The organism is Rhizobium sp. P2_G2, from assembly GCF_056403555.1.
The window spans coordinates 1-7256 of record NZ_JBFUFF010000184.1; the positions used below are offsets into that span (position 1 = coordinate 1).

Here is a 7256-nt window from a genome sequence, read left to right on the forward strand (position 1 = left end):
GGCTGAGCGCAGCCCGCCGCATACCGGCAGCGCCGCCGGCAATGGCCGCAAGAAAGTCCCGCCCCAAAAGTTTGGCGTCATAGTTAAAAAAGTGTTGTTGTTCGAATAAAAGTAAATGTATGGTTGTCCTGGAGAAGAAAATGCCCCCCGCAATTTACAAGTACGTGCTTTCAGAGGGTGTTCAACATGTCTTCAAATGCGACCGGCAGCGCCGAACTTCCTATCAGGACTAGCACGACCGAACTTGAACGGGACGCATCTGTTGCTTCGCTTGCCAATGGCGGCTGGCTTGTTGTCTGGCATTCTTACGATGCAAGCGATGCTACCACGCCGGATACTGTCAACCACTGGCTCTATGACGCCGACGGGAATCTTACCGACCAATGGACGATCACGCCTGGCGGCGTTACCCCGCCTGACGGTTACCAGTTTTACGCCGACGGCACCGCCCTTCCGGACGGCAGCTGGGTTGTTGCATTCAATCGCGAACTCAGCGACGGCTCGAGTATTGGAGAATGGCGCACCTTCACCGATGGTACCACCACCTTCAATCAGGTTGACAGCTATGGCACCGGCGACCAGACCGATCCGTCTCTCACCACGCTTGCCGATGGCGGCTGGGTGGTCACCTGGTCCTCCTACGGCCAGGATGGCGACAGTTACGGCATCTACCAGCAGCGCTATTCCGCCAATGGCGAAACCAATGGCGACGAAACGCTGATCAACACCACGACGGTAGGCACCCAGGACCAGGCGTTCGTCACGGCGCTTGCCGACGGCGGCTGGGTGGTCTCGTGGGAATCCCAGGGCGTGGGCGCCTGGCGTATCTACCAGCAGCGCTATGACTTGCTTGGCGCCAAGGTCGGGAGCGAAACGCTCGTCAACGGATCCACTTCCGAAGACTGGCCCACGGCCATCACCGGCGACGGACATTTCGACGCACCGACAGGCGTCGAACTCGAGCGCAATGACGACGGAAGCTCCGCAGTGGATATGTCTGCCGTCTTCGAGAACGGCCTGAATTTCTTCGGAACGACCTATGATGCGCATTCGATTTTCGTCAACACGAATGGATCGATCTCCTTCGGCGCCGGAATAGGGACGTATACGCCCACGACGATCACCGGAGGGCTCACCCCGATGATCGCAGCCTTCTGGGCCGATATCGATACCCGCATCGCCGGATCGCCGAGCAGCGGACCGGTCCTCGTTGACGTCGATCCGACGGCGGATGTGGTCACCATCACCTGGGATCAGGTTGGCTATTTCAGCGGTCACGCCGACAAGACCAATTCGTTCCAGCTACAGCTTTATGATCGAGGCCACGGCGATTTTGATGTCGTCTTCCGCTACGACGACATCAACTGGACGACAGGGGATTCCAGCGGCGGCTCGGGCGGCCTCGGCGGCAATGTTGCGCATGCCGGCTACACGGCCGGCGACCAGACGAACTTTTACGAACTGCCTGAATCCGGCGACGAGGCGGGGATACTCAATCTCGAAAATGAGCAGGGTAATACCGGGGTGGATGGCCTGTGGGTGTTCGAGGTGCGTAGCGGCCAGGTGGTCACCGGCAGCGGCTATACGCCGGAGATGGCCTCGCTCACTGATGGCGGCTGGGTGGTCACGTGGTGGGCATACGGCAAGGACGGCGATGGCTATGGCATCTACCAGCAGCGCTTCGGTGCCGACGGCAACAAGGTGGGCGGCGAGACGCTGGTCAACACGTACACGACGTCGGATCAGAATGCACCATCCATAACGGGGCTTTCCGATGGCGGCTGGGTCGTGACCTGGGAATCCCAAGGCAACGATGGCAGCGGCTACGGTATCTATCAGCAGCGTTATGATGCCGATGGCAACAAGTCCGGCGGCGAGACGCTGGTCAATCTTGTCACCACCGGCAATCAGACCCATTCCTCGGTGACTGCGGTTGCCGACGGCGGTTGGGTGGTGAGCTGGCAGACCGATGGCGGCGGCGGTCAGGATCCTGGCGTCTACCAGCGTCATTTCGCCGCCGACGTCGTCGGAGGCAACTCTGCCGACAACCTTACCGGCACGAATTGGGATGAATCGATCTTCGGCAATGGCGGCAACGATACGCTCTTCGGCAAGCGCGGCGACGATGCCATGACCGGCGGCGGCGGCAACGATACCTATATCGTCAATTCCGAAGGCGACACGGTCGACGAAACCGGCGGCAGCGGCAACGACACCGTCCGGTCGTCGATCACTTGGACGCTCGGCCAAGGCGTTGAAAACCTGACATTGACCGGTACCGACGATATCGACGGCACCGGCAACAGCGGCGGCAATGCACTGACCGGCAATTCCGGCAACAACACGCTGGACGGCGCCGGCGGCGATGACGCGATGGCCGGCGGCGGCGGCAACGACACCTATATCATCGATTCGAAGAATGACACGGTCGACGAAAGCGGCGGCGGCGGCAACGACACGGTCAGGTCCGAGGTGACGTGGACGCTCAGCGCAGGCGTGGAAAACCTGATCCTGACCAGGAACGGCGACATCGACGGCAACGGCAATGGCGGCGACAACAAGCTGGTCGGCAATGCGGGCAACAACACGCTCGACGGCGCGGGCGGCGATGACACGATGGCTGGCGGAGACGGCAACGACACCTACGTCGTCGACTCGAAGAACGATACGGTTGACGAAAGCGGCGGTAGCGGCACCGACACGGTCAAGTCAGAGGTGACATGGACGCTCGGTGCGGGCTTCGAGAACCTGACACTGACCAAAAACGGCGACATCGACGGCACCGGCAATGGCGGCGACAACAACCTGACCGGCAATTCGGGCAACAACACCCTCGACGGCGCAGGCGGCGATGACACGATGGCCGGCGGCGCCGGCGACGACACCTATATCGTCCATTCGCAGAACGATGTTGTCGACGAAAGCGGTGGCGGCGGCACAGACACGGTCAGGTCCGAGGTGACATATACGCTCGGCGCCGGTGTCGAGAACCTTATATTGACGAATGACGCCAACACTGATGGCACCGGCAACGGTGGCGACAACAAGCTGACAGGCAATTCCGGCAACAACACCCTCGACGGTGCTGGCGGCGATGACGTGATGGCTGGCGGGGCCGGCGACGATACCTATGTCGTCGATTCAAAGAACGACACGGTCAACGAAGCCGGCGGCGGCACCGACACGGTCGAGTCCGAGGTGACATGGACGCTCGGCGCAGGCATCGAGAACCTGACGCTGACCAAAAACGGCAATATCGACGGCACGGGCAATGCCGGCGACAACGTGTTGACCGGCAATGCGGGTGACAACGCGCTCAATGGCGGGGATGGCAACGATACGCTGATCGGCGGCGGYGGCACGGATGTGCTGATCGGCGGCGCCGGCAACGACAGCTACTTCCTAGACAAGCCCAGCGACAGCATTTCCGATACCGGCGGCAACGCCGACAAAGTATATGTGAATTTCGATATCACGCTCTTGAAGGAGAAGGGCCTTCCCAAGGGCATGATATTTCTTAAAAATGCCGACAGTATCGAGCAGCTGGAGCTTCGCGGCCCCGGCGATCTGATGGCATATGGCAGCAACGGCGACAATAGTATCACCGGCAATTCCGGCAATAATGTCCTCAAGGGGTTTGCCGGAAAGGACGCGCTGTTTGGCGGCGACGGCAACGATACCCTGCGCGGCGGCTCGGATGCCGACAGCTTGAATGGCGGAGACGGCAACGACACGGTCGACTATGGCGATCAAACAAAGACGACTGGCATCACGATCAACCTGGCATCCGCTTCCAAAAACACCGGCTATGCCAAGGGAGACACGTTCACCTCTATCGAGAATGTGATCGGGTCCGCATACAGTGACAAGATAACCGGAACATCGGACGCTAACGCGCTACACTGCAGCGGCGGAAACGACGTCATCGAGGGCGGCGGTGCTGGAGACGATCTCTTTGGCGAAGGAGGTTCGGACCGGTTCATCTTCAGATCGACGTCCGATAGTACTCAATCCGACTTCGATACGATCCATGAATTCGGGTCCGGCGATCGCATAGACCTGAGCTTGATCGATGCGAACTCGCATTCGGGGGGAAACCAGAAGTTCGATTTCATCGGGACGCAAGGGTTCCACGGCCATGCGGGAGAATTGCACTATGCCAAGGCGGGAACGATGACCGTTATCACCGCGGATGTCGACGGAGACGGCACGGCTGATCTAGAAATCCACCTCAATCGCGCCGTCTCGCTCACCGACAATTCTTTCGTGCTTTGACATCGGTAGCGGGAAGTCATTCCAGCACCGCCGCGGCATGTCGCCCGGGAGCAGCAGATACGAGGGGCGCATTTATCGCATTGACCCTTCAAGTCGGCAGGTTCTAATTTGGCCAGAACAGCCGGTATGAAGCAGTGACGATATGAAACGAATTTTCGTGGCTTTGTTGCTTTTGTTCGTGTGCGCCGGGCAGCCCGTGTTTGCAGAGAAGCGGGTTGCCTTGATCATCGGCAATGGCGACTACACCGTCTTCCGGCATCTTCCAGCCGCAGCCAACGATGCAGCGGATATCAGTTCGGTCCTAAAGGGATTTGGCTTCGACGTCACCGGTGGAAAGAACCTCGATCGCGCCGCCATGATTTCGGCCATCAACAACTTTGCGCAGAAATCCCTCGATGCCGATGTCGCCATGGTCTACTACGCCGGCCATGGCTTGCAGGTGGACGGCAACAATTTTCTGGTGCCCACCGATGCGGTGATCAAGGAACTGGGAGATTTGCCTTCGGCCACTGTCAATCTCGATGAGATCATGCGGGCGCTGGCCGGGACCAAGGCAGTTCGCCTCATCTTCATCGACGCCTGCCGGAACAACCCGCTGCCGCAGGACGTCCAGGGCGGCCGCCTGCCCGGCCTGGCGCCAATTGAGAATGCGGAAGGTTTCCTCGTCTCCTATTCGACGCAGCCGGGGAATATCGCGCTCGACGGCGCCGGCCGCAACAGTCCGTTTGCGGAAGCGCTGCTCGCTCATATCGGCCAGGCCGGCCAGAATATCGCGTCGCTGATGATCGCGGTTCGCAAGGATGTGATCGCCTCTACGGGCGGCTTCCAGGTTCCTTGGGAAAGCAGTTCTCTGACGCGCGAATTCTATTTCGTACCCGGCGACCGGGATTACATGTCCGACGAGGCGCTTCTGTTCAGGCTAGCCGGCAAGAAGCGCGACCCGGCGATCATGCAGGCCTATCTTGACCGCTATCCGAATGGCGCCTATGCCGCAGACGTGAGATCCATGCAGGCTCACCCGACATCGCAGGTGGACACCGCCGATGCGGCCGAACTGCTCTGGAAGCTCGCCCGCGAGCAACGGGCCAAGGCTCTCGTCGACATCTATCTGAAACGCTTTCCGCAAGGCGCCCATATCGACGAAGCCAAGGAGTTGCAGGCCTCGCTCCAGCGCGAAGAGGAAAAGGGAACCCCTCCCGCGGTGCTGTGCGAAATGCTGACCATGCACCCGCACGATGCCACCGCCAACATCCCGGGCGTTTCGATCCAGGAGCTGGGCTTGAATGCACATCGAGCGGTCGAAGCCTGCGCCATTGCAATCCGCCAGTATCCGGAAGCGCCACACTATATCGCCTTGTATGCGCGCGCACTCGCTGCTTCCGGCGACATGAAACAGGCGGTCGAGGAGTATCGGCTCGCAAGCGATCGCGGCGATCTGCGGGCACTCGTTTCGCTTGGGCTGATGCTGCAGATGGGGGACGGCGTTCCCCGCGATCCGCTCGCCGCCGCAGCGCTCTACGAAAAGGCTGCCAATGGCGGCAGTGCGGACGGAGCCGTCAACCTGGCCGTTATGCTGGCCGACGGCACGGAGATCGAAAAGAACGTTGCCAAAGCCGTCAAGATTCTAAAGGCTGCCGCCGATCGGGGTTCCGCCTTCGCCAATTACAATTTAGGCGTCCTCGCCGATCGAGGCACGGAAGGAATGTCAGGGCAATCGGTCGAATATTTTCGGCGTGCGACGCAATTGGGCTATCGGCCGGCATTTCTGACGCTGGCGATACTGCTCGATGAAGGACGCGCCACCACGCAGGATCCCGCCGCCGCCGCCGATGCTATCCTTCGAGGGGTGGCATCCGATGATGGCGAGACGCTGGATCGCTTCTTCAGCAACGCGCAGGATTGGACGCCGGAGACGGTGAAGCAATTGCAGCAGCGGCTCAAAACGGTCGGCTATTACAATGGCAAGATCGACGCCAAGGTCGGATCGACATTGCGCCAGGCGCTGCAGCAATGGCGGCTCAATGGCCCGCCGGCGTGAGCGCATCGCGGCGGATTTCGGCGGCGGGATGGCAATCTCACGGCGACTGTATCCCATCAGGTCGCCGCCGGCATGGCCAAAGGCGCGGAATCGTCGAAGAACGCCTTTAGCAGCGCCTCCCGGAGCAACGGGTGACGCTCGCAAAGCTCCGCGACCCGATGCTTGGGCAAATGGCCGAACAGCATCCGGCTGATATGCGCCGGCTTGAGGTAGCGGGTCATGCCATTCTCGACCAGCCTGGCGACGACCGCGTCCCATAGATCATGGCTGGTGTCGCCATCAGCCGGATAGGGAAGCGTTGCGATCAGCGCATCGCCGTGTTCGGCCGACCAGCAGAGAACTCGATCGACATAAACCGTTCCACCAACCAGATGGGCACCGAAGCGCAAATAGCCGATGAGATCGTCGACATCGTCAGATGACGTGGGATCATCGAGCAACAGCAGTGCATCGCGCCGAAACATCAGCCCGGTCGGCAACCGTCCCAATTTTATGACGTGCCAGGGCATGAGGATCGCCGACAAGCCGAATGTGTCCTTGTGATCTTCGAATGCCGCAAGCCGGCTGTCGTTTGCAGCCCGTGTCTTGAAGTCGCACGTACTGGAGACGACAACATCGCCCTTACGATTGATGACGCCGACGTCGCACATGGCTACCGCCGCCGTCCACAATGAATTGAGATGCGCATTCGAAAGCGCATAAATAAAATCCGGATCGATGCGATCGCCTGGCCGCAGCAGCACCACGAAAGCGCATTCCGTCTCCCGAATGGCCGCGAAGATTTGCGGCGCAAGCGGCTGGTGCTTGCTGAGGTCACGATATCCGACCTTTTCACGATCGGCTTCGTCGAGCTCGTCATAGTCCTGCGCATGCAGCCGCAAGGCGATGATTTCCAAATGATCGATATTCTGCCCGAGAAGCGACTGCAATGCGGTCTGTGTGC

3 protein-coding genes are annotated in these 7256 nt (G+C 60.2%); 2 read left to right on the forward strand and 1 reads right to left on the reverse strand.

Going from position 1 to position 7256, the window contains the following annotated elements:
• The first annotated feature begins 186 nt into the window (after positions 1 to 186).
• Positions 187 to 4275 (forward strand): nidogen-like domain-containing protein, encoded by a 4089-nt coding sequence (locus AC1D06_RS41090; protein WP_477991199.1) that lies wholly within the window; start codon positions 187 to 189, stop codon positions 4273 to 4275.
• Between the two features lie 142 nt (positions 4276 to 4417).
• Positions 4418 to 6313 carry a caspase family protein gene (locus AC1D06_RS41095; RefSeq protein ID WP_477991201.1) on the forward strand — a complete coding sequence of 632 codons (1896 nt, stop codon included), beginning with the start codon at positions 4418 to 4420 and terminating at the stop codon, positions 6311 to 6313.
• Positions 6314 to 6369: 56 nt separating this feature from the next.
• Here the strand turns inward: AC1D06_RS41095 and AC1D06_RS41100 are convergent.
• Positions 6370 to 7256, reverse strand: an 887-nt coding sequence (locus AC1D06_RS41100; protein WP_477991203.1) for a hypothetical protein, incomplete at its 5' end; no start/stop codon positions are given.